This window comes from Curtobacterium sp. MCBA15_009, assembly GCF_001864895.1.
Classification (GTDB): Bacteria; Actinomycetota; Actinomycetes; order Actinomycetales; family Microbacteriaceae; genus Curtobacterium.
Genome location: NZ_MJGO01000037.1, coordinates 463,114 through 489,383 on the forward strand (window position 1 = coordinate 463,114; position 26,270 = coordinate 489,383).

General features: G+C 74.2%; 27 protein-coding genes. 10 read left to right on the top strand and 17 right to left on the bottom strand.

Translation table 11 applies throughout. From position 1 onward, the window contains the following. Window positions 1-47 precede the first annotated feature (47 nt). The 3 genes from BIU97_RS10595 to hemL are packed head-to-tail and all read left to right on the top strand — an operon-like array spanning window position 48 to window position 3,207. The gene (locus BIU97_RS10595; RefSeq protein ID WP_071297602.1) at window positions 48-827 is read left to right on the top strand and encodes a uroporphyrinogen-III synthase; all 780 of its coding nucleotides are present in this window, start codon (window positions 48-50) and stop codon (window positions 825-827) included. Further along, window positions 824-1,879: a porphobilinogen synthase gene (gene hemB / locus BIU97_RS10600; protein WP_302846702.1), complete on the top strand. Its 1,056-nt coding sequence runs from the start codon at window positions 824-826 to the stop codon at window positions 1,877-1,879. Before BIU97_RS10595 ends, hemB begins: the two co-directional genes overlap by 4 nt. Beyond that, window positions 1,876-3,207 (top strand): glutamate-1-semialdehyde 2,1-aminomutase, encoded by a 1,332-nt coding sequence (hemL, locus tag BIU97_RS10605; RefSeq protein ID WP_071297603.1) that lies wholly within the window; start codon window positions 1,876-1,878, stop codon window positions 3,205-3,207. The genes hemB and hemL overlap by 4 nt, the downstream gene beginning before the upstream one ends. 66 nt (window positions 3,208-3,273) lie before the next feature. Here the strand turns inward: hemL and BIU97_RS18080 are convergent, their stop codons facing one another. From BIU97_RS18080 to BIU97_RS10635, 6 genes are all read right to left on the bottom strand, one after another. Then, a complete protein-coding gene (locus BIU97_RS18080) occupies window positions 3,274-4,056 on the bottom strand; it encodes a hypothetical protein (protein ID WP_071297604.1) in 783 nt (260 codons plus the stop codon). A 152-nt stretch (window positions 4,057-4,208) separates the two neighbouring features. After that, window positions 4,209-4,994, bottom strand: a complete 786-nt coding sequence (locus BIU97_RS10615) for an ABC transporter ATP-binding protein (protein WP_071297605.1) — start codon at window positions 4,992-4,994, stop codon at window positions 4,209-4,211. After that, window positions 4,991-6,304, bottom strand: coding sequence for a hypothetical protein (locus BIU97_RS10620; RefSeq protein ID WP_071297606.1), 1,314 nt, complete (start codon window positions 6,302-6,304; stop codon window positions 4,991-4,993). The genes BIU97_RS10615 and BIU97_RS10620 overlap by 4 nt, the downstream gene beginning before the upstream one ends. 5 nt (window positions 6,305-6,309) lie before the next feature. Beyond that, the gene (locus tag BIU97_RS10625) at window positions 6,310-6,978 is read right to left on the bottom strand and encodes a GntR family transcriptional regulator (RefSeq protein WP_071297607.1); all 669 of its coding nucleotides are present in this window, start codon (window positions 6,976-6,978) and stop codon (window positions 6,310-6,312) included. Window positions 6,979-7,060: 82 nt separating this feature from the next. Beyond that, the gene (locus tag BIU97_RS10630) at window positions 7,061-8,035 is read right to left on the bottom strand and encodes an MDR family oxidoreductase (RefSeq protein WP_071297608.1); all 975 of its coding nucleotides are present in this window, start codon (window positions 8,033-8,035) and stop codon (window positions 7,061-7,063) included. Between the two features lie 90 nt (window positions 8,036-8,125). After that, the gene (locus BIU97_RS10635; RefSeq protein WP_071297727.1) at window positions 8,126-9,154 is read right to left on the bottom strand and encodes a 6-phosphofructokinase; all 1,029 of its coding nucleotides are present in this window, start codon (window positions 9,152-9,154) and stop codon (window positions 8,126-8,128) included. 71 nt (window positions 9,155-9,225) lie between these two features. Here BIU97_RS10635 and BIU97_RS10640 point away from each other — a divergent pair, with 71 nt between their 5' ends. Next, window positions 9,226-10,206 (top strand): DNA-3-methyladenine glycosylase family protein, encoded by a 981-nt coding sequence (locus BIU97_RS10640; protein WP_175472084.1) that lies wholly within the window; start codon window positions 9,226-9,228, stop codon window positions 10,204-10,206. Between the two features lie 28 nt (window positions 10,207-10,234). Here the strand turns inward: BIU97_RS10640 and BIU97_RS10645 are convergent, their stop codons facing one another. After that, window positions 10,235-11,092 carry an NAD-dependent epimerase/dehydratase family protein gene (locus BIU97_RS10645; RefSeq protein ID WP_071297609.1) on the bottom strand — a complete coding sequence of 286 codons (858 nt, stop codon included), beginning with the start codon at window positions 11,090-11,092 and terminating at the stop codon, window positions 10,235-10,237. Window positions 11,093-11,168: 76 nt separating this feature from the next. Between BIU97_RS10645 and BIU97_RS10650 the strand changes: the two genes are divergently transcribed. The 4 genes from BIU97_RS10650 (at window position 11,169) to BIU97_RS10665 (ending at window position 13,880) form a co-directional block, all read left to right on the top strand. Continuing rightward, window positions 11,169-11,498, top strand: coding sequence for a hypothetical protein (locus BIU97_RS10650; RefSeq protein WP_139195995.1), 330 nt, complete (start codon window positions 11,169-11,171; stop codon window positions 11,496-11,498). Between the two features lie 38 nt (window positions 11,499-11,536). Next, the gene (locus tag BIU97_RS10655; RefSeq protein WP_071297611.1) at window positions 11,537-12,262 is read left to right on the top strand and encodes a tyrosine-protein phosphatase; all 726 of its coding nucleotides are present in this window, start codon (window positions 11,537-11,539) and stop codon (window positions 12,260-12,262) included. A gap of 89 nt (window positions 12,263-12,351) precedes the next feature. Continuing rightward, window positions 12,352-13,650 carry an LCP family protein gene (locus tag BIU97_RS10660; RefSeq protein ID WP_071297612.1) on the top strand — a complete coding sequence of 433 codons (1,299 nt, stop codon included), beginning with the start codon at window positions 12,352-12,354 and terminating at the stop codon, window positions 13,648-13,650. A 44-nt stretch (window positions 13,651-13,694) separates the two neighbouring features. Further along, entirely contained in the window at window positions 13,695-13,880 is a 186-nt protein-coding gene (locus BIU97_RS10665; protein ID WP_175472432.1) for a hypothetical protein, read from the top strand. Here BIU97_RS10665 and BIU97_RS10670 read toward each other — a convergent pair. The 5 genes from BIU97_RS10670 to BIU97_RS10690 form a co-directional block, all read right to left on the bottom strand. Then, window positions 13,870-14,808 carry a PfkB family carbohydrate kinase gene (locus BIU97_RS10670; protein WP_071297614.1) on the bottom strand — a complete coding sequence of 313 codons (939 nt, stop codon included), beginning with the start codon at window positions 14,806-14,808 and terminating at the stop codon, window positions 13,870-13,872. The two genes, BIU97_RS10665 and BIU97_RS10670, sit on opposite strands and share 11 nt — an antisense overlap. Continuing rightward, window positions 14,808-16,334, bottom strand: a complete 1,527-nt coding sequence (locus BIU97_RS10675) for a purine-cytosine permease family protein (protein WP_071297615.1) — start codon at window positions 16,332-16,334, stop codon at window positions 14,808-14,810. The genes BIU97_RS10670 and BIU97_RS10675 overlap by 1 nt, the downstream gene beginning before the upstream one ends. 65 nt (window positions 16,335-16,399) lie before the next feature. After that, complete coding sequence (locus tag BIU97_RS10680) at window positions 16,400-17,404, bottom strand: ADP-ribosylglycohydrolase family protein (RefSeq protein WP_071297616.1); 1,005 nt, start codon at window positions 17,402-17,404, stop codon at window positions 16,400-16,402. Then, window positions 17,401-18,120, bottom strand: a complete 720-nt coding sequence (locus BIU97_RS10685; protein WP_071297728.1) for a GntR family transcriptional regulator — start codon at window positions 18,118-18,120, stop codon at window positions 17,401-17,403. Before BIU97_RS10685 ends, BIU97_RS10680 begins: the two co-directional genes overlap by 4 nt. A gap of 137 nt (window positions 18,121-18,257) precedes the next feature. Continuing rightward, window positions 18,258-19,016 (bottom strand): TetR/AcrR family transcriptional regulator, encoded by a 759-nt coding sequence (locus tag BIU97_RS10690; RefSeq protein ID WP_071297617.1) that lies wholly within the window; start codon window positions 19,014-19,016, stop codon window positions 18,258-18,260. An 86-nt stretch (window positions 19,017-19,102) separates the two neighbouring features. Here BIU97_RS10690 and BIU97_RS10695 point away from each other — a divergent pair, with 86 nt between their 5' ends. Next, on the top strand, window positions 19,103-19,957 hold the full coding sequence (locus tag BIU97_RS10695; RefSeq protein ID WP_071297618.1) for an NAD(P)H-binding protein: 855 nt from the start codon (window positions 19,103-19,105) through the stop codon (window positions 19,955-19,957). Between the two features lie 9 nt (window positions 19,958-19,966). On the opposite strand, the gene BIU97_RS10700 is transcribed toward BIU97_RS10695, so the two are convergent. Continuing rightward, a complete protein-coding gene (locus tag BIU97_RS10700) occupies window positions 19,967-20,203 on the bottom strand; it encodes a hypothetical protein (RefSeq protein ID WP_139195996.1) in 237 nt (78 codons plus the stop codon). Continuing rightward, window positions 20,200-20,679 (bottom strand): MarR family winged helix-turn-helix transcriptional regulator, encoded by a 480-nt coding sequence (locus tag BIU97_RS10705; RefSeq protein ID WP_071297620.1) that lies wholly within the window; start codon window positions 20,677-20,679, stop codon window positions 20,200-20,202. The genes BIU97_RS10700 and BIU97_RS10705 overlap by 4 nt, the downstream gene beginning before the upstream one ends. 128 nt (window positions 20,680-20,807) lie before the next feature. Here BIU97_RS10705 and BIU97_RS10710 point away from each other — a divergent pair, with 128 nt between their 5' ends. Further along, entirely contained in the window at window positions 20,808-24,377 is a 3,570-nt protein-coding gene (locus BIU97_RS10710) for a proline dehydrogenase family protein (RefSeq protein WP_071297621.1), read from the top strand. A gap of 174 nt (window positions 24,378-24,551) precedes the next feature. Here the strand turns inward: BIU97_RS10710 and BIU97_RS10715 are convergent, their stop codons facing one another. From BIU97_RS10715 to BIU97_RS10725, 3 genes are all read right to left on the bottom strand, one after another. Then, window positions 24,552-24,749 carry a hypothetical protein gene (locus tag BIU97_RS10715; RefSeq protein ID WP_071258252.1) on the bottom strand — a complete coding sequence of 66 codons (198 nt, stop codon included), beginning with the start codon at window positions 24,747-24,749 and terminating at the stop codon, window positions 24,552-24,554. Window positions 24,750-24,896: 147 nt separating this feature from the next. Further along, window positions 24,897-25,238: a hypothetical protein gene (locus BIU97_RS10720; RefSeq protein WP_071258249.1), complete on the bottom strand. Its 342-nt coding sequence runs from the start codon at window positions 25,236-25,238 to the stop codon at window positions 24,897-24,899. After that, entirely contained in the window at window positions 25,235-26,230 is a 996-nt protein-coding gene (locus BIU97_RS10725) for an SDR family oxidoreductase (RefSeq protein ID WP_071258241.1), read from the bottom strand. Before BIU97_RS10725 ends, BIU97_RS10720 begins: the two co-directional genes overlap by 4 nt. Window positions 26,231-26,270: the final 40 nt, after the last annotated feature.

Sequence of the window (26,270 nt, forward strand, 5' to 3'; positions counted from 1 at the left end):
CCACGCACCCCACCACCACCGTCCGGAACGCGGCGCGACCCCCGGTCGTGCTCGTCCCGCGCGGCGGTGCGTGGGGTGCGCGCGTCGCCGACGAGGCGCGCGACCGCGGCCTCGCCCCCGTGGTCGTCCCGCTCATCACCGACGCGCCGCCGTCGGACCCGTCCGCGTTCGACGCGGCGGTCCGCCGCTTGGCCGACACGGTGGGGAGGCCCGGATCGCCACCCGCGGTCGGCGCGCGGACACGCGCGGCCGGGTACGCGTGGGTGGTGGTGACCAGTGCGACGGCCGTGCGGGTGCTCGCCGGACGCGTGGCGGGCCTCCCGGCCGGTGTCCGGGTCGCCGCGGTCGGCACGCCGACCGCCCGGGCCGCGCGTGCTGCCGGGTGGGTCGTCGACCTGGTCCCGCCGGAGTCGTCCGCTGCCGGCCTCGTCGCGGCGTTCCCGGACACCGACGGCACGGTCCTGTTCCCGCGGTCGGAGATCGCCGCACCCACCCTGGTCGACGGGCTCCGCGCCCGCGGCATCGACGTCGACGACGTGGTGGCGTACCGTACCGTGGGGACCGGCGACGAGCCGGTCGTCCTCGACGCGACGCCCGACGCGGTGCTCGTGACGAGCGGCAGCGTCGCCCGCGAGATCGCCCGCCGGATGACCCCGCTCGCCCCGCACACCCTCGTGGCCTGCATCGGCCCCGGGACCGCCGCCGAAGCGCGCGCGGCCGGGCTGCCGGTCCACGTCGTCGGACCCACGCGGTCCGCAGAAGCCCTGCTCGACGCCGTCGTCGAGGCCCTGAACCCCACCACCCCACACCAGGAAGGTCACCCGTGACCGGTCGTTTCCCCCAGGTCCGCCCCCGTCGACTCCGCGCCACCCCCGCGATGCGACGGCTGGTGGCCGAGACCCGGCTCCACCCCGCCGAGCTCGTGCTGCCGATGTTCATCCGCGAGGGCGCGACCGACGCCGTCGACATCTCGAGCATGCCGGGCGTGCAGCAGCACTCCCTCGACTCGTTCCGCCGCGCCCTCGTGTCCGCTGCAGAGGTCGGGGTCGGCGGCGTGAACCTGTTCGGCGTCCCCACCACGAAGGACGCCGAGGGCTCCGGCGCCACCGACCCGGACGGCATCCTCAACGTGGCGATCCGCGTGGCGAAGGAAGAGGTCGGCGACGCGTTGGTCGTGCAGTCCGACCTGTGCCTCGACGAGTTCACCGACCACGGGCACTGCGGGGTTCTGGCGTCCGACGGCTCGGTCGACAACGACGCCACCCTGCTGCGCTACCGCGACATGGCGGTCGCCCAGGCCGAGGCCGGCGCCGAGCTCGTCTGCATGAGCGGCATGATGGACGGCCAGATCGCCGCCGCGCGCGACGCCCTCGACGTCGCCGGGCACAGCGGCACCGCGCTGCTCGCCTACGCCGCCAAGTACGCATCGGCGTTCTACGGTCCCTTCCGCGAAGCCGTCTCGTCGTCACTCGTCGGCGACCGCCGGACGTACCAGATCGACGCCGCGAACGGTCGCCAGGGCCTCCGCGAGGTCGCGCTCGACGTCGACGAGGGCGCCGACATCGTGATGGTGAAGCCCGCGATGAGCTACCTCGACGTGCTCGCGGAGACCGCAGCGACCTCGCCCGTGCCGGTCTGGGCGTACCAGATCTCCGGCGAGTACGCGATGATCACCGCAGCAGCGCAGAACGGGTGGATCGACCGCGACGCCGCCGCGATGGAGTCGCTCGTCGGCATCAAGCGCGCCGGTGCCGACGCGATCCTGACCTACTTCGCCGTCGACGTCGCGCGGAAGCTCAACGAGGAAGCGGGCCTCCGCACCTCGGGCAGCACCGCGGCCGTCGCCGGCATCGCCTCGACCGGGAAGGCCCCCGAATGACCTCGAACGACCAGCTGTTCGGCCGCGCGAAGAACGCGATCCCCGGCGGCGTGAACTCGCCGGTCCGTGCCTACGGTTCGGTCGGCGGCACCCCGCGCTTCCTCGTGTCGGCGAAGGGCGCCTACGTCACCGACGCCGAGGGTCGCGAGTACGTCGACCTCGTCGCGTCGTGGGGCCCCGCGATCCTCGGGCACGCCCACCCCGGCACGGTCGAGGCCGTGCAGCAGGCCGCCGCGCGCGGGCTGTCCTTCGGGGCGTCGACGCCGGGCGAGACCGAGCTGGCCGAGCTCGTGAAGCAGCGGGTGTCGGTGGACGGCGACGGCCCGATCGAGAAGCTCCGCATGGTGTCGACCGGCACCGAGGCCACGATGACCGCGATCCGGCTCGCCCGCGGCTACACCGGCCGCGACCTGCTCGTGAAGTTCGCCGGGCACTACCACGGCCACTCGGACTCCCTGCTGGCCGAGGCCGGCTCGGGCGTCGCGACCCTGGCGATGCCGGGCAGCGCGGGCATCACCGCCGAGACCGCCGCGCAGACGCTCGTGCTGCCGTACAACGACCTCGACGCGGTGCGCCGGGCGTTCGACGAGCACTCCGAGCGCATCGCCGCCGTCATCGTCGAGTCGGCCGCCGCGAACATGGGCGTGCTCGCCCCGGAGCGCGGCTTCAACCGGGCGCTGGCGCAGATCACGCAGTCGCACGGCGCGCTGCTCATCGTCGACGAGGTCCTGACCGGGTTCCGCGTCGGCTCCGCCGGCTGGTGGGGCCTTGAGGCGTCGAAGGTCGTCCCCGACGGTGCCGGGTGGAAGCCCGACATCATCACGTTCGGCAAGGTCATCGGCGGCGGCATGCCGCTCGCCGCGCTCGGCGGCCGACGCGAGGTCATGGACTTCCTCGCCCCGCTCGGCCCGGTGTACCAGGCGGGCACGCTGTCCGGGAACCCGCTCGCCGTCGCCGCCGGCACCGCGACGCTCCGCGCCGCCACCGCCGAGGTCTACGAGCACCTCGACCGCACGGCCTCGACCATCGCCACCGCGACGAGCGAGGCGCTGTCCGCCGAGGGCGTGGCCCACACCGTGCAGCACGCCGGCAACCTGTTCTCGTTCGCGTTCACCGAGCAGGCACCGCGGAACTACGACGACGTGCGGGCGCAGGACGTCTTCCGCTACGCGCCGTTCTTCCACGCCATGCTCGACGCCGGGGTCACCCTGCCGCCGAGCGTGTTCGAGGCGTGGTTCGTCACGGCTGCGCACGACGACCGGGCCGTGGGCCGCGTGCTCGACGCGCTGCCCGCCGCCGCGAAGGCCGCTGCCGCCGCCACGGCGTAGCCGCGGATCCGAACAAGGGGACGCCCCCGTGCCCGACGTCTCCGTCGGTCACGGGGGCGTCGTCGTTCAGTCGCAGTCGGACTTCGTGAAGGACACGTCGAGCTTCTTCGACGAGCCCTCGAAGGAGTAGCTGAAGCGCACGTCGATGTCCTCGGCGAACAGCTTCTTCGTGTCGCTGTTCGTGCAGACCGTGTCCCCGAGCGAGTCGCGGAGCGCGCTCTCGCTGAGCGATGCGGGGTCGACGCTCGACGACACCGTGTAGTCGTAGTGGATCGCGGTGCCCTCGGCCTCGACACCGGTCCAGGTGGTCACCGAGTCGACCTGCTGCGGCAGCTTCGTGTCCTCGCGGATCTGCGCGACGGCCTTCGACACGGTCTCCTCGGTGGAGTCGTCGAACGCAGCGTGCAGCCCCTGTCGGACGCCGAACCCGACGGCCAGGAAGACGACGACACCGAGGACCGAGATGAGGACCCGCTTGCCCCGCGACTGCTTGGGCGGCGGGGCGTACGGCGCAGCGCCGGCACCCGGTCCGTACGGCGGCTGTCCGGGCTGCTGGCCGTAGCCGGGCTGCTGACCCGGCTGCTGGCCGTAGCCCGGCTGCTGACCGGGCTGCTGGCCGTACGCCGGCTGCTGGTCCGGGTACTGGCCGGGCTGCTGCTGTCCGAAGCCGGGTTGCTGCGTGCCGGGCTGCTGCCCGTCCGGCTGCTGGCCGTAGCCGGGCTGCTGCGCGCCGGGCTGCTGCCCGTCCGGCTGCTGGCCGTGGCCGGGCTGCTGCTGTCCGTACCCGGGCTGCTGCTGCGGATCCGGCTGCGGGTCCGACCCCGGGTGGGACGGCGGCGTGTTCGACATGGTGGTTCCCCCTGGATCGCGGCCCGCGGCGACGCACCTGCTGCGGTGCCGGAGCCCTCCCCGACACGGGCCGCGGACACCTGAAGGCCCATTCAAGCACGCAGCCGAGGCACGTGCTCCGTTGCGGTGCGGCCGGCCGGGGGCCTGCACCCCTAGGCGGCGCGGCGGGCGGCCCAGCGCCCCTCCGAGCGCACGATGGCGAGCGGGAAGTCGAACGCGTGCGACACCGCCGACGACGTGATGACCTCGTCCGACGTGCCCTGTGCCACCGCGGCACCGTCGCGCAGCAGCACGGCGTGCGACGTCGACGCGGGCAGGTCCTCGAGGTGGTGGGTCACCATGACGCTGCCGAGCTGGGGGTGCCGCTGCCGGAGCGCGTCGACGGTCTCGAGCAGGTGCTCGCGCGCGGCGACGTCGAGGCCGGTGGCGGGTTCGTCGAGCAGCAGGAGCTGCGGCTCCGCCATGAGCGCACGGGCGATGAGGGCCCGACCGCGCTCGCCCTGCGAGAGCACCGGCCAGCGGGCGTCACGGCGAGCGGCGAGCCCGACGTCCGCCACGTGCTGCTCGGCCCGTGCGAGCTGCTCGGCGGACGGCTCCCACCGCAGCATCAGGTCCGTCGTCCCGGTCAGGCCGGTCAGGACGGTCTCGAACACGGTGAGCGGCGAGAGCATCCGGTGGCGGGGATCGACGTGCCCGATGCGCTGCCGGAGTTCCCGGACGTCGGTGCGGCCGAGCCGGCTGCCGAGCACCTCGACGTGCCCGGCGGTCGGGTGCGCGGTCGCGCCGAGCACGGCGAGCAGCGTGGACTTGCCGGCACCGTTCGGGCCGAGCAGCGCCCAGTGCTCGCCGCGTCGGACGGTCAGGTCGATGTCGTGCAGCAGGTCGCGGCCGGAGCGCGTGACGCGGACCCCGGTGGCGTGGATGAGGACGTCGGTCACGTCCCCATCGTGCCGTACCGCGTGGTGACGTCGTCGATGTGGGCCCGGGCGACGTCGGTGAACTCGCGGCCCGCGGCCCTGGCTGCCCGGACGTCTCCGCGGCCGGCTGCCGCCTCGAGTGCCATCCACAGGGCGTCGGTCTCCCACTGGCGGAACGGCGGTGCCTCCGGCAGCGCGTAGGCGAGCCGGGCCATCGCGAGGCGCAGGGCCTCGCGGACCCACCGGTTCTCGGTCTGTTCGGACAGGAACCGGGTGACGGCGAAGGCGCTCTCGGTGTAGCGGTGGTCCCGCACGTGGCCGTCGTCCCGCGCGCGGTCGACCAGGCGGAGGAACTCCTCGAGCGCCGGCTCCCGCAGGTCGGGGAGCACGTGGAGGGCAGCGTTCCCGAAGACGCCGGTGAGCAGTTCCATCGCCTCCCGCCAGGTGTCGATCGACGGCGCAGCGACGCGGACGCCGCCCGGGGCGTCGACGACGAGGCCCAGGTCGACCAGCCACCGGAGGGTGTCGAGCACGTCGTCCGGCCGGGCGCCCGTCAGCGCGACCAGTCCCGCGACGGTGTGGGTCGAACCCGTCGGCAGCGCTCCTGATCGCAGGTGACGGAGGAGGCCACGGTCGAGCACGCTCGGGTGGGGTCCGGCAGGGAGCGGCTCCCGGTCGGTCGTGCGCACGATCCCGAGGTGTCGACGGTGGCTCTCGATCAGGCCCTCCATGCGCTCGGCGGCGGCGGTCGCATCGTCCGGATCGCCGGTGGCCGCCACCCTCGCGACCGTGCGCGACCATCCGTGCAGGTCGTGCACCGACCACGGCACGGTCGGCACCCGGGCCCACCGCAGGCGTTCGTAGGCGCGGGTACCGAGGTCCCGGAGGAGCGTGTCCGGGCACCGGGTGAACCAGAACTGCACCGATGCGGAGAACGCGGTCGGGAAGTCGGGGAGCCGGAGCGCCGCGGTCCGTTCGGCGGCGGCGACGAGCCGGTCGAGCTCGTCGCGCAGGTGGGGGGTGAGCACGGTGGTCGTGGCGCGGACGGCCGGACCGAACAGCGCGACCCACGCGTCGAAGGCGTCCGACAGGTCCGCGTCTGACAGGACTGCGTACTCCCACGAGCCGCCGGCCCCACGGGTCACGATGCCGAGGTCTTCGAGGCGCAGCGCTGCCGATCGCACCCGGGCGGCCGGCATGCCCCAGTCCCACCCGAGGTGGTCGACGTCGAGCGTCACCGGGCCGGGCGGCCCCGAGCGGACGTGCGCGAGCAGGGCGGCGTAGGCGTCGTCGTTGCGCGACGCCCACGGGTCACCCCACTCGCCGTCCACCGGGGTCAGCCGCGGTCGGCGCGGACCGCCTCGATGTGCTGCTCGAAGTTGCGGGTCAGGGCACGCCCGGCCTCGGCGGCGGTCTCGCCGTCGCGCTCGTCCAGCGCGTCGCGCAGGATCGAGAAGAACGCCTCGGAGCCGTACTGCTCGAACGGCGGGGTCGGGTTCAGCGTGAACCGCACGCGTTCGATCGCCCCGACCGCCGCGTTCTGCACGAGCGGGTTGCCGGAGTGCGCGACGGCGAACTCGATGACGTCGGTGACGGCGCCGCTGAAGCCGTAGTCCCGCACCTTGCGTGCTGCGTCGGCCTTGTCGAGCAGCGCGGACAGGGCCTCCACGTCCTCGTCGGCGTACTCGGGGACGCCCCAGCGCAGGCTGAGCTCGAAGAACCCGGTCATGGCGCGGGTGGCGGTCACCCAGTCGTCGAAGGTCGGGGTGGCGACGCGCGTGTAGCGGTTCGCCTCCATCTCGACCAGGCCGATGTCGACGAGCTTCGCGATGGCCTCGCGGATGGGCGTGCGACTGACACCGAGCCACTGGACCAGCTCGTCGTCGTTGAGGCGTTCACCGTGCTGCAGGGTGCCGTCGCGCAGGGCGGCGAGCATCTTCTCGTAGACGACGTCGCGCAACAGCTTCCGCGGTGAGTTCTCCACCGTCGACTTGGGGACCGGCATGCCATCTCCTCGTGCCTGGGACTCGACGCTGGAATCCTAACGTGTCAAATGGCAAGCGTTTGTGAAATGCTGGCACACCGGTTCACTGCATCGCGACGACCGTGCGCCCGTGCACGCGCCCGGCCACGACCTCGGCCCCGATCGTGATCGCTTCGTCCGGCGAGACGGTGCGGGTGACCCCGGCGAGCAGCCCCGAGTCGAGGTCGGTCGCCAGGCGCTCCCACGCCCGGCGCCGCAGCGCGAGCGGCGCCTGCACCGAGTCGATGCCGAGCAGCGACACCCCGCGCAGGATGAACGGCAGCACCGTCGTCGACAGGGCGGCGTCCTGCGCCAGCCCGCACGCCGTCACGGCGCCGCCGTACTGCGTCGAGGCGAGCACGTTCGCCAGCGTCGTGCCGCCCACGCTGTCGACCGCCCCCGCCCACACCGTGCGTTGCATCGGCCGACCCGGCTCGGACAGGGTCGCGCGGTCGACGACGTCGACCGCGCCGAGCCGCCGCAGGGACTCCGCGTTCGCCGGTCGGCCGGTCGACGCGGTCACCCGGTACCCCCGTGCCGTGAGCAGCGCGATCGCCACCGTCCCCACGCCCCCGGACGCGCCCGTCACGAGCACGGGTCCGTCCTCCGGCGCGACGAACCGTTCGAGCGCGAGGACGCTGAGCATCGCCGTGAAGCCCGCGGTGCCGATGGCGGCCGCGAAGGCGTCGTCGATCGTGTCCGGCAGCACGACCGCGGACCCCGACGGCACGACCGCCCGCCGCGCCCACCCGCCGTGCCGGCGCTCGCCGAGACCGGCGCCGGTCACCACCACCCGGTCGCCGATCGCGACCTCGTGCACCCCGGGCCCGAGCGCCGAGACGGTGCCCACGACGTCGATGCCCGGCACGAGCGGGTCGAGGCGGGCGACCCCGGGGTCCCCGGCCAGGGCCAGTCCGTCCTTGTAGTTGACGCTCGAGTACGAGACGTCGACGAGGGCCTCGCCCTCGGTCGGCTCGGGCAGGTCGACGTCGGTGACGGTGGGCGGGGCGGCACTGGACACGAGGACGGCGCGGGTCATGCGCCGGACGCTACCCCGGGCCTCCCGGTCGGGTGACGGCGCGCCGTGCCACCCGGCAGCGTTCACCCGGCAGCGCTCATCCGGCAGTGTTCACCCGAACATGATGGCGGCTTCGTCGAAGCGCGCCTGCGGCACCGTCTTCAGTTCGCCGAGCGCCTCGTCGAACGACACGTGCACGATGTCCGTGCCCTTCAGGGCGACCATCCGGCCCCAGCGCTCCTCGACCACCGAGTCGATGGCCGCCAGGCCGAGCCGCGTCGACAGCACGCGGTCGTACGCGGTCGGCGTCCCGCCGCGCTGGATGTGGCCCAGGGTCGTCGCGCGGGTCTCGATGCCCGTCATCTCCTCGATGAGCGGCGCGAGGCGCTCGCCGATGCCGCCGAGCCGCGGACGGCCGAAGGCGTCCAGACCGCGCTCGGTGTGCGCGTTGTCCTCGTGGTCCGGCACGAAGCCCTCGGCGACCACGACGAGCGGCGCGCGACCACGGTCGTAGGCGGCGCGCACCCACTTCGCGATCTGCTCCATGCTCGTCTTCTGCTCCGGGATGAGGATGGCGTGCGCGCCGGCGGCCATGCCGGAGTGCAGCGCGATCCACCCGACGTGCCGGCCCATCACCTCGGCGACCATGCAGCGCGAGTGGGAGTCGCCGGTGGTGCGCAGGCGGTCCATCGCCTCGGTCGCGATCGCGACGGCGGTGTCGAAGCCGAACGTGTAGTCGGTGGCGCCGAGGTCGTTGTCCACGGTCTTCGGCACGCCGACGATCTTGAGTCCCGCGTCGCTCAGGCGCTTCGCAGCGGCCAGGGTGCCCTCGCCGCCGATCGCGACGATGGCGTCGATGCCGTGCCGCTCCAGGGTGCGTTCGATGTTCTCGACCCCGCCGTGCTCGCCCTCGAAGGGGTTCGTGCGGCTCGTGCCGAGGATGGTGCCGCCCTGCTTCGCGATGCCCTGGATGTCCTTGCGACCGAGCGGGACGATGTCGCCGTCGACGACGCCGCGCCAGCCGTCCCGGAAGCCGACGAAGTCGTGTCCGTAGATGGCGATGCCCTTCAGGACGATCGCGCGGATGACCGCGTTCAGGCCGGGGCAGTCGCCTCCGGAGGTGAGGATGCCGATGCGCATGGGGAACTCCGTCGTCGGGTGCGGGGACGTCCCCATCATGACTGACGGTGGTTGCGGATTACCATCCCGGTGTGTCCCTGCTCGCTTCCGCCCCGTCCGGTGCGTCCGGTCCGACGCCGGCCGGTGCGTCCGACGACGCGACCCGCGTCGACACCGTGTACCGGCCGGGAGGCCCGGTGGACGTCGCGTCGACCCTGCGGCCCCTGCAGCGCGGCACCGGCGACCCCGCCTTCCAGGTGGTCGGGCCCGTCGTCTGGCTCGCGCTCCGCACGCCGCGGGGCCCGGCGTCCGTGGCGATCCGGCAGGCCGGCGGCACGATCGCGGTGTCCGCGTGGGGCGCCGGGTCCGCGTGGGCGGTCGAGCACGCCCCGGACCTGCTCGGACGCGGCGACGACTGGTCCGACCTCGACGTCTCCGGGCACGCGTTCCTGGCGGCCGCCCGCCACCGGCAGCCCGGGCTCCGCCTGCTCCGCACGAACACCGTCGTCGCGATGCTCGTGCCGGCGATCATGGAGCAGAAGGTGACCTCGCGGCAGGCCTGGCGCGCCTGGCGGTACCTGCTCCGGCGCCACGGCACCCCCGCTCCCGGTCCCGCGCCCGACGGCATGGCCGTGCCGCCGACCGCCGAGGAGTGGGCGGCGATCCCGAGCTGGGAGTGGCACCGCGCCGGCATCGAGCCCGGGCGCTCCGCCACCGTCATGCGCGCGGTGCGGGTCGCGCCGGCGCTCGAGCGGACGCTCGCGCTCGGCCGCGGCGGCGCGGTCGTGTCCGCGCGGCTGCAGTCGGTGCCCGGGATCGGCCGGTGGACCGCCGCCGAGACCGCGCAGCGATCCCACGGCGACCCGGACTCGCCGAGCGTCGGCGACTTCCACGTGCCGGCACTGGTCGGGTGGGCGCTGACCGGGGCGCCGGTCGACGACGACGGCATGCTCGAGCTGCTCGAACCGTGGTCGGGGCACCGGGAGCGCATCGTCCGGCTCATCGGCGGCTCGGGTTTCCGCAAGCCGGCGTTCGGTCCGCGACTCACGATCCAGGACCACCGGTTCCACTGAGGCCGGTGCCCGTGCCGGTGCCGGACGACTACGGGTGGCGGGTGCCCTCGCCCGCGAGCACGGCGCGGTAGCCCTCGCGGAACGTCGGGAACCGCGGCGTCCACCCGGTCGACCGGAGCAGCGCGTTCGACAGCCGCTTGTCGCCGCCGGCCTGCCGTGCCCCGCCGTCGCCGACCACCGGTTCCCGGACCCCGAGCTCGTCGGCGAGGAACCGCAGCACGTCGTCCAGGCGGACCGGTTCGTCGTCCGTGCCGAGGTAGAGCGGTGCGGGGTCGGGCAGGCCCGCCAGGTGCACCAGCGCGGCGGCGGCGTCGTCGCGGTGGATGCGGTTCGTGTGCGGCGAGGTGCCGGGGGCGAGCCGCGCCGAGCCCGAGCGGACCTGGTCGACCAGGCGCTCGCGTCCGGGCCCGTAGACGCCGGAGAGCCGGACGAGCACGGCACCGGGAGCGCGCTCGCGCAGGAGTGCCTCGGCCTCGACCAGCACCCCGGCGGTCGGGGCGCCGGCGTGCGCGGGGGTGTCCTCGGTGACGATGCTGCCGTCGTCGACGTCGTACACCGCGGTCGACGACACGACGAGCAGGCGGGGGTCGGCCGCCGACGCGTCGATGCCGTCGAGCACGTTCCGCAGGCCGTCGACGTAGGTCGCCCGGTACTCGTCGACGTCCCGCGAGCGGGCCGCGAACGCCACGACGACGACGCTGGTGTCGGCGGGGACGTCCGGGACCTCGTGGCGCAGGTCGACGCTCCGTCCGGTGATCGGGGCGGGGACCAGCTCGGCGCGGCGACGGAGCCCGAGCACGCGGTGGCCCTGCCCGGCGAACCGCAGGCCGGCCTCGGCTCCGAGGTCGCCGCAGCCGGCGATGACGACGGTGGAGGTGTTCAGCACGGATCGACCCTGGCACGGGCGGCTGGGGGTGCGGTCACGACGGGTACCGCCCACCGGTGACCGCTACCCTCGGCGCATGGTGCAGCGGGGGCAGCGGGGGCAGCGGCACCGCCGAGTGGTGCGTGACGTGGCGATCGGCCTGCCGCCGGTCGTCGAGGTCGGACTCGTCGTCGCCGGCTCGCTGGTCTCGATCGGGTCGTCGGGCGAGAGCGCGGCGTCCTGGGCACCGGTCTCGTGGCCGGTCTACGCGACCCTCGGCACGTTCCCGTTCGCGGTCGGGGCGCTCGTCGCGGCGATCGGCCTGCGCGGGCTGCGGGGCAGGACGCCCGCGATCTGGTTCGCCGCACTGTCCGCAGCGGTCGGCGTCGTCCCCTTCGTCGGCACGCTGGGCATCGTCGCGCGGTGACACCCCGGTGCCGGACGGCCGTGACCTAGGGTGTCCCGATGCGGAACCTCGACTGGGACGGGTACCTGAACGCGCGTGACCTCGGCGGGCTGCCGACGTCCGCCTCACCGACGGGGGCGACGGTGCCGGGCCGGATCGCCCGGGGACCGCGTCGCGAGTTCCTCACCGAGCAGGGCTGGCGGGACGCCCGCGGCTGGGGTCTCGCCGGGGTCGTCGACCTCCGGTGCGCGGACGAGGTGGGTGCCCGCGACGGCGACCCGGTCGTCGCAGACGGAGCGTCCGAGGGCGTGCGGATCGTGAACGCCCCGACCGAGGACCAGGACGACCCCGAGTTCCGCGAGGTCTGCTTCCCGATCCTCGACTCGCCGGAGTACTGGCGGCACAACTTCCGCATCCTGCCGCAGCTCGTCCTCGGCGCGCTCACCGCGATCGCCGACGCCCCGTCCGGCGTGCTCGTGCACTGCAGTGCCGGCCGGGACCGCACCGGCATGGTCAGCGCCCTGCTCCTCGGCAACGCCGGCGTGGCGCCCGAGGCGGTCGCCGCGGACTACGCGGAGTCGGTCCGGGCGATGGCGGGAGCGAACTCCCACGCGCCGACCCACGACCGGCAGGCCACGTGGGGGCAGGACGAGGTGGACCGGTGGATCGCGCAGACCGCCCCGATCGTCGAGGACGTCGCCGCCGACGTCGACGGCGCCTTCGCGGTCATCGGGGCCGACGACGCCCTGCGCACCCGTCTGCGCGAGCGCCTGACAGCCCCGTGAACCGACCCTGAAGGAACCCCCAGCACATCCGAGGTGAGCGTTCGTCGCAGGGCCACTAGCGTCGAGGAGACTCCGGAGGGGGAGCAGTCATGACCGACGAGGGCCGACGACCAGGTGGACGGCGGAGCGCGCGGGGGATCGCGCGGCACGGCAAGCTGCGGCGGCGCCGACCACTCGCGACGCTCGCGGGGCTGATCGGCACGGCCGCCGTGGTCGCGGTCGTCAGTGTCGGCAGCGTCGGTGCCATCGCCGCGCGGGACGTCAAGGACGACATCACGACCATCTCGCTCAGTCCGTCGGACGAGGGGCAGGCGCGGAGCCAGGACATCAACGCGATCAAGGGCGGCGCGAACATCCTGCTGATCGGGTCGGACACCCGTGTCGGGCAGCGGGCGGAGGAACAGGACGCCGACGGAGCACGCAACGACGTCACGATGCTCGTGCACCTCAGCGAGGACCACTCCCAGGTGACGGTGGTGTCCTTCCCCCGCGACGCGATGGTGCCGATCCCGTCCTGCGCGGACCCGGACGCCGGCACGTCGAGCCCGGCCGAGAGCAAGGCGATGTTCAACTCAGCGCTCCTCCGGGGCGGCCCGAACGGCGGCGTCGCCTGCGTCGTGCAGACCGTCGAGAACCTGACCGGGCTGAGCATCCCGTACGCGGGACTCATCACCTTCGACGGCGTCACCGCCATGAGCAACGCCCTCGGCGGCGTCACCGTCTGCATCGCGAAACCGATCCACGACGGCAGCTTCCTCGACCTGCCCGCCGGCGAGGTCCCGCTGCAGGGCAAGGAGGCGCTCGGCTTCCTGCGGACGCGCCACGGCGTCGACGACGGCAGCGACATCGCCCGCATCAGCAACCAGCAGGTGTTCCTCTCCGCGATGCTGCGCAAGCTCACCAGCGACGGCGCGCTCGGCAACCCGATCACCCTGTACCGGTTCGCGAAGGCTGCGACCTCGAACATGGCCCTGTCGGAGGGGCTGAACGACACCCGCACCCTCGTCGCCCTCGCGGCAGCCGTCCGCAACACGGACACCGCCCACATGCTCCTGGTGCAGTACCCGACCGATGCCGACCCGGAGGACAGCAACCGCGTCGTGGTCGACCAGGCCGCGGCGCACAGCCTGAACGTGGCACTGCAGCAGGACCAGCGGACCCGGGTCGCCTCCGGTGCCATCGGCCGAGGCGCGGTGCAGGCGCCGTCGGCGTCCCGCGCGCCCGCCGCGGAGCGACCCGCCGACACCCCGTCGCCGAGCAGCAGCCGGGCAGCGGGCCAGGCGTCGCGCTCGCCGGGGACCGCCGCGACCCGGAAGCCGACGGCGCTGCCCTCCACGATCACCGGGCAGAGCGCCGCCGAGCAGACGTGCTCGAAGGGCACCGACTGACCGGTCTCCGTCGTGCGCACCGTGACCCGCCGCGGACGACCGCCGTGGGCTGGCAGGGCGTCGACTCGACGTACCGGGTCTGCACCGAGGACCGGAGCACCACGGTGGGGCTGCAACGCGCCCACGCCGCGCGGGCGAGCCGGTCGGTGGACGTCGCGACGGGGCACCACCCGTTCGTCTCCCGCCCGGACCTGGTGGTCGCCGAGCTCGCGGCCGTGCTCAGCCGCTGACCGCGCCGCCCGCGCCCTGCAGCAGCGCCTCGATCTCGGCCGCGGTCGGTGCGGTCGCCGGCCCGCGTCGGGTGACGGCGATGGCCGCCGCCGCGTTCGCCCGTCGCGCCGCCGTGACGAGGTCGTCGCCACGGGAGAGCGCCGCGGCGAGCACCCCGTCGTGGGCGTCGCCGGCGCCGTTCGTGTCGACGGCCGCCACCCGGAAGCCCTCCACGAGCTCGGTGCGCCGTCCGGTGTCGGCCACCCAGCAGCCCGCGGCGCCGTCGCGAACCACGGCCGCCCCGCGGGAACGCTCCGCGATCCGGACCGCTGCGTCGGCCAGGTCGGGCGACGTGGCGGACATGAGCCGTGCCTCCCGGCCGTTCGTGCTGACGACGTCCGCGCGTCGCAGGACGGCGGCGAGCACGTCGGGACGGAGCGTGTCGACGAGCGGCGACGGGTCGAGGACGACCGTCGTCGGCTCCGGCAGGCGCCCGAGCCACGCGACGATCGCGTCCGCGTTCGACGGGTGGGCGAGCCCGTACCCGGAGACGAAGACGACGTCGTCGTCGCGGACCGCGACGCGGTCCAGGTCGGCGGCGGTCAGGCGGCCCTCGGCGCCGACGCTCGTGACGAAGGTGCGTTCCGTGGTGGCGTCGACCAGGGCGACGCAGTAGCCGCTGTCGACGTCGGGCAGCCCGGGCTGGACGACGTCGATGTCCTCGGCGGCGAGGGCCGCGCGCACGACGTCGGCGAACGGTCCGGTGCCGTACTGTCCGGCGAACACGACCTCCATGCCGTCGCGGCGGGCGGCGACCATCGTGTTGAGGCCGCCGCCGGCCGTGATCTCGGACCCCTCGGCGATCGTGTCGCCGCCGGGTTCGGGGATCGCGTCGATGCGCATGACGATGTCGACGATGACGTTGCCGACGGAGACGAGCCGCGGCATCAGCGGGCCGACGCGGTGTCGCGGACCACGGTCGGCTCCTCGAGGGTGCCGCGCGCACCGCCGAACGCCAGGTACGCCCCGGCGGCGACGACGAAGGTGACGACCCAGCCGAGGCCGTTCGCGCCGATCCAGCTGCCGGACAGCGGGCCGACGAACACCGGGTCCGCGTCGCCGACCGACACGACGGTGAACAGGAAGCCGACCACGATGGCGACCGCCCAGGCGGTGAACGCGCCCCAGGCGAAGCCGCCGCGGTACCAGTACCCCGAGCCGGGGCGGAGGTCGAGCAGCGCCACCGGGTCGTACCAGCGGCGGCGGAGCATGTCCGCGATGAAGACGCCGAGCCAGGCGGTGATCGGGACGGCGAGGACGGAGATGAACGTGATGAACGGCGCGTAGAAGCCGTCCGCGATGAGCATGAAGTAGACGGCGCCGAGGAACGTGATGACGACGTCGACCGCGACCGCCCACACCCGGGGCACCTTCACGCCGAGGGTCAGGGTGGTCAGACTGGCGGAGTACACGGACAGGTGGTTCGACAGCAGCAGGCCGCCGAACGCGGCGACGAGGTACGGCACGGCCATCCAGCTCGGCAGCAGGTCGCGGATCGCGGCGACCGGGTCACCGGCCTCGGCGAGGGTGGGGTCCCCGGCGGACAGCAGCGCGCCGAGGCCGACGAGGACGACGAGCGGCGTGCCCGCGCCGACGGCGCTGGCGAGGACGAGCCGGCTACCGCGGACCGAGACCTTGCTGTAGCGGGCGATGTCCGCGCCGGCGGTCGCCCAGCCGATGCCGGTGCCCGCGGCGATGGTGCCGATGCCGATCACCATCGCGCTGATCGGTCCCGCCGGGGCGCTCGTCACGGTGTCCCAGTCGACACGGATCACCAGGAAGACCGCGACGAAGACGTTGAGGGCGCCGAACACCCACGTCGCCCACCGCTGGATGGCGACGATGGCGGCGTGCCCGAGCCCGGAGACCAGGACGGTGCAGAGCACGAACACCAGGATCGCGACGACGGTGAGCACGGGGATGCGCTTGGCGTCGCCGTCGGTGCCGAACACGATCGTGAAGAGCGACAGCAGCACGAACGCGGCGGTGGTGGTGTTCACCGTCTCCCAGCCGAGTCGCGACAGCAGGGACACGAGCGTCGGGCCGATGTTGCCCCGCACGCCGAACACGGCTCGGGACAGCGTCAGGCCGGGGGCCCCGCCGCGACGCCCGGCGATCGAGATGACGCCGACGACGGCGAAGGACCCGGCGGCGCCGATGACCGCGACGAGGAGCGCCTGCCAGATGGTGAGCCGCTGGAACGCGACGAGCGTGGCCCCGAGGGGGAGCCCGAGGATCGAGATGTTCGCGGCGAACCACACCCAGAACAGGGCGCCGGGGCGACCGGTGCGTTCCTCGGCGGGGACGGGCTCGATGCCGCGTTGCTCGATGGTGGTCAGCGTGCCCTCGCTCCGAGCGGTGGTCGCGGTGGTCGCGCTCGACGCGGGCGTGGTGGGGTCGGGTGTCGTGCTCATGTCCTCTTGCGTCCTCGGAAGTGGGATGGAGTGCGGGAGTGGGGTGGGGGAGTGTGGGGTGCGGACTAGTGGTCCGCACCGGCGCGGATGGCGAGCAGGCCGTCCACGAGCGGCGGCAGCTCGAGCCCGTTGACCTCGACGACCGTGCGGACGGCGTGGTCGGGCCAGGCGTCCGGGCCGTGCACGGCGCCGAGGACGGCCCCGGCCATCGCGGCGATGGTGTCGGTGTCGCCGCCGATGCTCGCCGCGATGCCGACGGTCTCCCACGGGTCGAGGTCGAGCGAGACGAGTGCCAGGGCGGCGACGACGGACTCCTGCGAGGCGACCGAGGTGCCGATCACCTGCGCCACGACGTCGATCCGGTCGTCGGCCGGCACCGTCGGCAGGTACGCCCGCGCCCAGCGGGTCTTCTCGGCGATGTCGGCACCGGCGACCCAGTGGCCGCGGGTCGCACCGATGGCGGCGGCCGCGACCGCGGCGTCCAGGGCCTCTGCGCGGGTCGCGCCGTCGAGGCCGACGCTGACCGCGGCGGCGACGGCGCTGGCCCCCGCGATGCCGAGCCCGGTGTCGTGGGTGACCCGGCAGGCGTCCTGCACGGCGTCGACGAGGGCGTCGAGGTCCGTCGCTCGGGTCGCGATGCCGACGGGGGCGATCCGCATCGCGGCGCCGTTCGTCGTGCCGGTGGACCCGGCCTCGGCCGCGGGCACGCCCGCCAGGATCCGCTCGACGGCGGTCTTCGTGCTCGGTCCGAGCAGGTCGAGGGACCCCTTCGCCTCCATCGTGCGCTCCCAGGCGATGATCGCCTCGGCGAAGCGCACCGGGTCGAGTCGGCCGCCGCCCTCGACGAGCAGCTCGCCGACCAGGACCGCCTGCTCGGTGTCGTCCGTGATGCTGCCGGCGGGCATCCCGGCGGCGATCCGTTGGTGCGGCCCGGCGTCGACGAAGTCGGTGATCACGCCGTGGTCCTGCCGGATCTGCGCGAGGGTCAGCGACTGGGTCGGCATCCCGAGGGCGTCGCCGATCGCCAGGCCGTGCAGGGCGGCGAGTGCGTGCATGGTGGTGGTGGTCATCGTGCCTGCTCCGTCGTTCCGAATCGCATGTGCAGCCGGAACCGGTCCGGTGCGAGGAGGCTGTCGACCTGCTCGACGAAGCCGTTGTGGACCGTGCGCGAGATCCGTCGGCTGTGCAGGAAGGTGGCACCGACCGGCTGTCCGAGCACGGCGGCGTCCTCGGCGTCGAGTGGGGTCACGTCGACCCACTGCTCGGCGACCGCCGGCACGAGACCGGCCGCCGCCAGGGTGGCGCTCAGGGAGTCGTCGACGAGACCGTCGTCGACCGCGCGGTCGAGCGCGCCGGTGCGCGGCACCCGGCTGCGCTCGAGCGAGACCGGCGTGCCGCCGACGACGTGGCGGACCCGGTCGACGGCGATGAAGGCCGCCGAGTTGGCGCCGACGCGCTCGGCGAGGTCGACGTCCTCGATGCGGGCGATGCGGAGCACGCGGGTGGCGACCTGCACGCCGGTGGCGGCGATCGAGCGGGCCCAGCCGCCGCGGGGGTCGAGGGCCGCGCCGTCGAAGGTCACGACGGATCCGACGCCGCCGTGCGTCGCGATGTACTCCTCGTCGGCCAGGTCGGCGAGTGCGGCGCGGACGGTGCCGCGACTGACGGCGAACCGATCGGCGAGCTCGTGCTCACCGGGCAGGCGCTGCCCGGGCAGCAGCCGCCCGGTCGCGATCGCGTCGCGCAGGGCGTCGGCGACGAGGCGTCGCTTCGATGAGACGGGCATGGCAGCGAGCATACATGTACAAGACCTGTCCAGTCTCGCGCGTCGGTCCCGGTGCAGCCCCGGACAGGAGGCCCGGCTCGGCCCCGACGGGTCGCCTCCGGTCCGCAGGGACGCACCGCGGATGCGCCCGCAGGCGTTCAGGGAGTCGGCGTTCGCCCTGCTGCCGCGCCGCTCGGGTGGTCGACGATGCGACCGAGCCACTCGCCGAGCACCGCGCGTTCCCCCGGCGACAGGACGTCGAGGTCCGGTGCGGCCGCCGCCAGGGTCACCGCCGCGGCTCGCAGTGCCGACGAGTCGTCCCCGGCGCCGTCCGACGGGCCCGGCGTGAGGATGCGGGCGAGCACGGTCTCCAGGACCACGTCGGCGAGGTGCGTGTCCCGTTCGTCCTCCGGCTCGTCGAGCAGGGCGAGGACGGCTCCGGTGCCGGCGGCGTGCACGAGCCGGATCGCCTCGTGCTCGGGGACCGCGAGCCTGCCGGCAGCCGCGACGCGGCGGAGTCGGGCTGCGAGGAGCTCGAGCCCGACGGCGACGGCCGGTGACCCTCGACCGCGTCGGGGGTCGCTCATGATGACGAAGAGGTCGGGGTTGGCGAGCCCGAACCCGATCGTCGCGTCCCACCCGCTCCGCAGGTCGGTCACGGGGTCGTCGTCGGCCGAGGCCTGCACGGCAGCGGCCTTCGTGACGGTGAACGAGGCCATCGTGTGCTCGGCGACGGCGTCGAGCAGGCCGTCCTTGTCCCCGAAGAGCCGGTAGATCGTGGGTGCCTGCACCCCGGCGCGCTGCGCGACCGCCCGGGTCGTCACCGCGGCCGCGCCGTCGTCGTGCAGCAGGGCGGCGGCGGCCTCCACCACGCGGAGGCGGACGTCGGCGGCGAGGGGCGCGATCGGTTCGGTCACGGAACAACGATAACAACCCGTTGCTACCACCGATTTTCCGGTGATACTGTCCAGTTGTTACCACTGATAACAGAGAGGTCAGACCCATGATCACGATCACCGGCGCGACGGGCGCCCTCAACGGCGCGACCGCCGACCACCTGCTCCGACGACTGCCGGCCTCGGAGCTGACCGTCGTCACTCGCGACCCGGCGCGGGCGTCCCGGTTCGCGGACCGCGGCGTCACCGTTCGCACCGGCAGCTACGACGACCCCGACGGGCTCCGGGCGGCGTTCGAGGGCGCCGACCAGCTGCTGCTCGTGTCCTCGAACGACCCGCACGGCGACACGGTCACGCAGCACCGGAACGCCGTGCATGCAGCGGCGGCCGTCGGGGTGGGGCGTGTGCTCTACACGAGCCACCAGGGTGCCGGAGCAGCGTCGCCCTTCGTGCCGGCGCAGCACCACGCGGCCACCGAGGCGATGCTCGCGGCGTCGGGCCTGCCCTGGACCTCGCTGCGGAACGGCTTCTACGCCCACAGCCTGCAGTGGCTGATGGGACCGTGGCAGCAGACCGGGGTCGTCGCCGTGCCGGCGGACGGCCCGGTGTCGTGGACCGCCCGCGAGGACGCCGCTGCCGGTGCCGCGGCGATCCTGCTGCGTGACGAGCCGATCGACGGTCCCGTCACGATCACCGCCGAGCAGGCGCCGACCTTCGCGGAGCTCGCACGGTCGGCGTCCGCGATCACCGGCACCACCGTCGGTCTCGAGGTGGTCGACGAGGACGAGTGGGTGGACCGCGCCGTCGCCGCCGGGCAGCAGGAACCGATGGTGCGCTTCCTGCTCGGCATGTACCAGGCTGCCGGTCAGGGCTGGTTCGCGGGCACCGACCCGGTCCTCACGGAGCTGCTCGGGCACGCGCCACGGACGGCCGAGCAGGTGCTCGCCGACCTCGCTGCCTGAGCGGAGGCGTCAGCGGGAGCTGCCTCCGTCCGGACCGTCGCCGTTCCGGTCGTCCCGCGTGATCCGACCGCGCAGCGCGACGAAGGTCACCACGATGGCCAGGCCCACGGCGAGGATCGGCACGCCGACGAGCTGGTGCTCCACCCGACCGATGTACGAGCCGGTGCTGAACACCGCCATGCCCACCCCGAACAGCACCCACAGCCAGACCGGTGTGCGGCGCTGTCCTCGCTCTGGTCGCGTCATGCTCCGGCGCGCTCCGTCTCGTGCTCGTCCGGGCCGATCGCGTCGTCCATCCGGCCGCTGACGGACCGCAGCGTGGCCGCGTCGGTCCCCACGGGCCTCCAGAACAGGTCCTCCAGTGCCGCCGTGTGCGCGCGGATGCCGGCGAGCACCGCGCGGCGACCGTCGGTCGTCATCACGACCCAGCTGCCGCGGCCGTCGGTCGGGCAGTCGGCGCGCTCCACCAGGCCGCGGGAGACCATGCGCGTGACCTGGTGGCTGACGCGCGACTTCTCCCACCCGATGCCGCTCGCGATGTCCCGGACGCGGAGCCGGTGCTCCGGGTCGCGGTGCAGGCCGATCAGGATCTCGAACTCCGGGACGGAGATGCCGGCACCCGACTGCACCGCGCGGTCGAGGGCCCGGTCGAGCCGGCGCCAGGCGTCGTGGAAGGCGTCCCACGTGGCCCAGTCGTGGCCGTCGTTGCCCTGCGTCGACATGCGGCCCAGCGTACCGACCGGCCGGGTTCCGGGGCCGTCGGTGCACGGGTTTCATCCGTCCGGATGACTCCTGGCTGACGCTCGGCGCGCTCCGAGGTGGCGTCGGGGGTGCGGCATACGATCGGACCATGCCGAGCGCCCGCCTCCAGGACTGCACCGACGACGCCGTTGCGCTGGTCCGTCGGTGGCTGGCGGCGTCCGCCGGCGTGAAGCCGGACCCCGGCGCCGCGCGTCTCGCCCGGACCCTGCGCGACGAGCGCGGTCTCGACTTCGCCCGCGGCTTCGTCGACAAGGTCGTCCGCCCCGAGGACCCCCGGGTGGCCGCACGCAACCTCGAGCGGGCCAGCCGCGACGTCCCCGACTTCCTCGCCTGGTACCTCCGCGGCGCGGTGACGCTCGGCGGCGGCTTCGCGACCATGGCCCCGTGGGCCGTGGTCCCCACCGCGCGCCGGATCCTGCGTCGGATGACCGGGCACCTGGTCGTCGACGCCGCCCCGGCGAAGACCGGTCAGGCGCTCGCCAAGCTCGGCGGCCCGGGAACGCGGCTCGACCTCAGCCTGCTGGGCGAAGCCGTCCAGGGCACTGCCGAGGCCGACCGACGCCTGCAGCGGATCACGGACCTGCTCGCGCGCGACGACGTCGAGCGCGTGTCCGTCAAGCTCAGTTCGGTCGTCCCGCCGGCGTCCCCGTGGGGTCTCGACCAGGCGGTCGAGCGCGCCGTCGAGCGGCTCCTCCCGCTCTACCGACTGGCGGCGGCCCCGACGGCTGCCGGCCGTCCGGCGAAGACGATCACCCTCGACGCCGAGGCGTCCGGCGACCTCGACCGCACGCTCGCCGTGTTCCGGGCGCTGCTCGACCGCGACGAGTTCGTCGCGCTGCCGGCGGGCGTGACGCTGCAGACCGCCCTGCCCGACACCGCCGGTGCGCTCGACGCGCTGACCGGGTGGGCGCAGCAGCGTCGTGCGGCGGGTGGAGCACCGATCACCGTGCGGCTCGTCAAGGGCGCGTACCTCGCCACCGAGCACGTCGACGCCGTCCTGCACGGGTGGCCGCTCGCCACGTGGGGCAGCAAGCGCGAGACCGACACCGCCCACCTGCGACTGCTCGACGCCGCGCTCACCCCGGAGCGCACCGACGCCGTCCGGATCGGCGTCGCCGGTCAGAACCTGTTCGACCTCGCGACGGCGTGGACCCTCGCGCAGCGCCGCGGTGTCACCGACGCGGTCGACGTCGAGATGCTCCTCGGCACGGCGGCCGGGCACGTCGACGCCGTCCGCGCCGACGTCGGCTCCGTCGTGCTGTACACCCCGGTCGTGCACCCCGACGACCCCGACTCCGCGACCGCGTACCTGGCCCGTCGGCTGCAGGAGAGCGCGAACCCCGAGGGGTTCGCCGCCGCCGCGTCCGAGATCGACCGCGACGCGAGCGTCTTCGACCGCGAGCACGGTCGGTACCTGGCGTCCGTCGCCGCGCTCGACGAGCCGGTCGTGCCGACGCACCGAACCCAGGACCGCCACCGCGCCCTCGGCGAGCCCGTCCTGCGCGACGCCTTCCGGAACGCTCCCGACACCGACCCGTCCGTGGCCGCGAACCGCTCCTGGGCCCTCGACGTGCTCCGCCGGGTCCCGCGTTCGCAACTCGGCGCGCAGACCATCCGCGGTGCACGGGTCACCGACCGCTCGCAGCTCGAACGCATCACGGCCCGGACCGCCCAGGCCGGCGTGAACTGGGGTCGGCAGGACCCGGGCGACCGGGCCGAGCTGCTCGACCTCATCGGCCACGAGCTCGAGACCCGGCGTGCCGACCTGATCGAGGTCACCGCCTCGGAGACCGGCGCCACCTTCGCCGAGGCCGACGCCGAGGTCACCGCGGCCGTCGACGCCGCGCACCGGTACGCCGAGAGCGCCCGACGACTCGGCGACGTCCAGGGCGCGCGGTTCGTCCCGCCGCGCCTGACGGTCGTCGTCCCCCCGCAGAGCTCGCCCGTCGCGGTGCCCGCGGGTGGTGTCCTGGCGGCGCTCGCCGCAGGCAGCGGTGTGGTGCTGAAGCCCGCTCCGCAGGCACGTCGGAGCGGTGCGCTGCTCGCCGACGTCCTCTGGGACGCGGGCGTCCCGCACTCGTTGCTGCAGCTCGTCGACCTCGACGAGGACGAACTCGGCCGCGACCTCATCGGCCACCCCGCGGTCGACCGCATCATCCTGACGGGCTCCGCCGAGACCGCGCGCTCGTTCCGCTGGTGGCGTGCGGGCCTCCCGCTCACCGCCGAGACGGGCGGCAAGAACGCGATCGTCGTCACGCCGAGCGCCGACCTCGACCTGGCGGTGCAGGATGTCGTGCGGTCCGCCTTCGGGCAGGCCGGGCAGCCGTGCTCGACGGCGTCGCTCGTGGTGCTCGTGGGCTCCGTCGGCGAGAGCGAGCGCTTCCGTCGGCAGCTCGTCGACGCCACCCGGACGCTCCGGGTCGCGTGGCCCGACGACCCCAGCGCACAGGTCGGCCCGGTCACCTCGGAACCCGCGGGGGCGGCTCGCCGGGGCCTGACGGAGCTCGGCCCGGGGGAGTCCTGGCTGGTGCAGCCGACGCCGCTCGACGACTCCGGTCGGCTCTGGTCGCCCGGCATCCGCGACGGGGTCCGGCCCGGCAGCGACTTCCACCAGACCGAGTACCCGGGTCCGGTGCTCGGGATCATGCGCGCCGAGACGCTCGAGCAGGCCGTCGCGATCCAGGACGGCACCGACCACGGGCTGTCCGCGGGCATCCACTCGCTCGACGCCGACGAGGTCGCCGACTGGCTCGCTCAGGTCCGCGCCGGCAACCTGTTCGTGAACAGCGCGACCACCGGCGCCGTCGTCGGTCGCCAGCCGTTCGGCGGCTGGAAGCGCTCGTCGGTGGGCACCGGCACGAAGGCCGGCGGACCGCTGTACGTCGCGACGCTCGGCCGCTGGGAGCCGGTGCCCCGCACCGTGCACAAGAGCATCCAGCTGCACGGGCTGCCGCCGCGCGTGACCGCCCTGATCGAAGCGGCTCGGAGCGGCCTGTCGTTCGAGGAGTTCGACCAGGTGCGCGCCGGCGCCCTGAGCGACGTCCGCGCCCGCGAGGACCAGTACGGCCGGTCGCACGACCCGTCCGGACTCGTCGTGCAGCGGAACGTCCTGCGCTACCGGCCGCAGTCCGTCGTCGTCCGCCAGGCCGAGGACGCCTCGATGGGCGACCTCGTGCGCAGCCTCGCCGCCGCCACGGCCGCCCGCGCCCACGTGCTGCTGAGCACCGCGCGCCCGCTGCCGGGGCCGTTGACGCAGCTGCTCGCGTCGAGCCGGTCACCGCTGCACGTCGTCGACCACCTGGTGGAGTCCGACCAGGACTTCCACGCCCGGGCGTCGTCCGGGGCGGTGTTCCGGCCGGACTGGTCGAACGGCGAGGACGCCCCGGTCGACGCGCTCGAGGCCGTGCTGTCCCAGGGACAGGACCGTCCGGCGCCGACGGCGTTCGGGGGACCCGGAGCGCGCATCCGGCTCATCGGCGGCGACGCGTCCGCCCTCGAGGAAGCCCTCGGGGCGAGCATCGACGTCGCCGTCCACGACGCCCCGGTGGTCGAGGCCGGTCTGATCGAGATGCTCCCCTACCTGCGGGAGCAGACGGTGACGATCACCGCGCACCGCTTCGGCGACCTCGACAGCGACTTCGCCGAGCTGCGGGTCTAGCGCGCCCGGCCGGGTCCGGGCCTGGCGGGGCCGGCGGGGCGGCGGGGCCGCACTTCGTGAGCAGAAAGGGTCGAGTGCCCGACGGCGACCCGACCTCTTCTGCTCACGATCGGCCGCGCGCAGCGCAGCGCGTCGTCGGAAGGCCGCGCGCGCAGCGCCCCGCCCCCGGAGGACTCAGTCCTCGACGTCGCCGCCGTCCTCGGATTCGACACCGGTCTCGTCCATGCGGTCGCGCAGGTGGTCGGCCATCGCGCCGGCGCCCTCGCCGCGGTGGTCGTTGTCGACCTGCTCGATGAGGCCGTGCAGCTTCTCGTGGTTGGTGGCCTCGGTGGCGCCGTCCATGACGGGCTCGGTCTGTTCGTTGTCGCTCATGTCCAGGAAGCTACGCCGCGGACGCTGCGCACCGCCCGGCGGGCAGCGGGCGGGCGGCGGCGCGGTGCTGAGATCGCACTCCGGCCCGCGACGGCATCGGCGACACGGGCGGAAGTGCGACCTCAGCGGGCGGACGGGGGCCGGGACTCAGTGTCGTCCGCGCCCGACGAGCCCGACCTCGGCGATCGTCAGCACCGCCGCGATCCACAGCTGCTCGACGGCGAACCGGCGGCGGCGGGGGTCGAGCAGGGCGAGCGGCACCATCGTCGTGCCGTGCAGGGCGTCGACGACGGCACTGGCGGTGTGCGCGTCCGGCCCGCCGGCGCGCTTGACGACGCCGGCCTGCGCGAGCTGCCGCACGCCGAGCACCGCGTGCAGCACCCGCTGGTCACGCCCGCGCAGCGCACGACCGAGGTGCCAGACCCCGAGCACCGCGCGACCGACCTCGACGACCGTCGACGCGGTCGTGTCCCCGCGACGCCGGGTCATCGTCGTCGTCCCGCCACGAGCGCTACGGCACCGGCGGCGCCGAGGACCGTGCCGACGATCGACCGGCCGAGCCGGCGGTGCTCGATCCACCACGTCTGCGGCGACCAGGCGTGCGCGCTCTCGTCGAACACCCCGTGCGCACCGTGGTCGCCGGGGACGGGCTCGTACAGGTTGACGCCGATCTCCTCGCCGTCCTTCGCCTCGGCCTGCTGCCCGGACACCAGGGTCTTCGCCGCGTACCAATCGGCGAAGCGGCCGCCGATCCGGTTGCCGATGATCGTGTACACCGTCGACTCGCCGACCCAGGTGCGGGGGCGCGGGTGCTCCGCGACGGCGGCGATCGCCCGCGCGCCGACCTCGGGCTGGTAGATCGGCGCGACCGGCTGCGGGTGGTGCGGGAGCTTCGACTTCACCCAGCTGAACTGGATGGTGTTGAGCGCCGGCATGTCGACCCGCGACACCTTCACCTTGCTGCCCTGCTGCAGGAGTTCCGAGACGACCGACTCGGTGAACCCGACGATGGCGTGCTTCGCGCCGCAGTAGGCCGACTGCAGGGGGATGCCCCGGAAGCCCAGTGCCGAGCCGACCTGGATGACCTGACCGCGGTCGCGCGGCACCATCCGCGAGAGCGCGGCCCTGGTGCCGTTCACGAAGCCGAGGTACGTGACGTGCAGTGCGCGCTCGAAGTCCTCCGGCGCCGTGTCCATGAACCGGCCGAAGACCCCGACCATCACGCCGTTCACCCACAGGTCGATCGGACCGAGCTCCTGCTCGACCCGGTCGGCCGCCGCCTCGACGGCGTCCCGGTCGGACACGTCCGCCACCAGGGCGAGCCCGCGGCGGCCGGCCGCCTCGACCTCGGCGACGGCGGCGTCGACGCCGTCCTCCCCCCGGGCCAGGACTGCGACGTCCCACCCCCGGGCGGCCAGCTCGCGGACGGTCGCCCGTCCCAGTCCTGCGGATCCACCGGTCACCACTGCCACTCGAGTCATGGCTCCCTTGTACCCACCGCGCCGTGCCGGCCACTCAGCG